General features: G+C 62.1%; 1 protein-coding gene. It reads right to left on the bottom strand.

What is annotated here, in order from left to right; all coding sequences use genetic code 11:
* Positions 1 to 381, bottom strand: a 381-nt coding sequence (locus tag EN935_RS38855; protein ID WP_164771867.1) for a helix-turn-helix domain-containing protein, incomplete at its 3' end; no start/stop codon positions are given.
* Positions 382 to 713: the final 332 nt, after the last annotated feature.

Raw genomic sequence — 713 nt, 5'->3', positions numbered from 1 at the left:
GTCGAGATGCGCCGCCGACAGCTCGGCCAGACAATCGTCGGCGCGCTCGGTCAACTGCAGCAGCACGCGGCGATGGTCGTCCTTGTCCTGGTCCCTTGCGACCAGTCCTGCCTCGCTGAGGCGGTTGACCAGTTCGACGGCGCTGTGGTGGCGGATGCGCAGGCGTTCCGCGAGGTCGCCAACCGTCACCGGGCCGCCGCCCGGGAATCCCTTGATTGCCAGCAGCGCCTGATGCTGGCGCGGGGTCAGGCCGGCGTCTTCCGCCTGGACCTGGCTGAATTCTAGGAAGCGGCGGATCAGGTAGCGAAACTCCGACAGCCGTTGGTAGTCAGCCTGGCTGATGGCGGGACGTGGTTTTTGTGGCTGCGACATACCCGACATTTGTTCGTTTTCCGACGAAAGCTCAAACGGATTTCGAGCAAAACCGGCTTGAATATTTATATCGTGTTACGATACATAGCCATCGACAAGCCCGGCTGGCCGCTTCGACCTTGCCGCATATCCGACAGACGGCCCGCCGCCAGGAAGCGAACTGCCATGAAGACCCATCACTCGAACCCGGAGCATCTGCGTGATTTCACCACGGATGCCAGGGTGCTGCTCGTTGCCGCCATTGCCGTGGTGGTGGCGACAGCCGGGCTGTTTGCCGGCATCGCGCTGTTGAAGCTGATCCGGCTGGCCACCAACATCGCTTATTTTGGCCAGTTCTCGCT

It is taken from the genome of Mesorhizobium sp. M7D.F.Ca.US.004.03.1.1, assembly GCF_003998635.1.
GTDB classification, from domain to species: Bacteria; Pseudomonadota; Alphaproteobacteria; order Rhizobiales; family Rhizobiaceae; genus Mesorhizobium; species Mesorhizobium loti.
The sequence above is the reverse complement of the archived record's forward strand: the minus strand, read 5'-3'. Positions and strand labels throughout refer to the sequence as shown.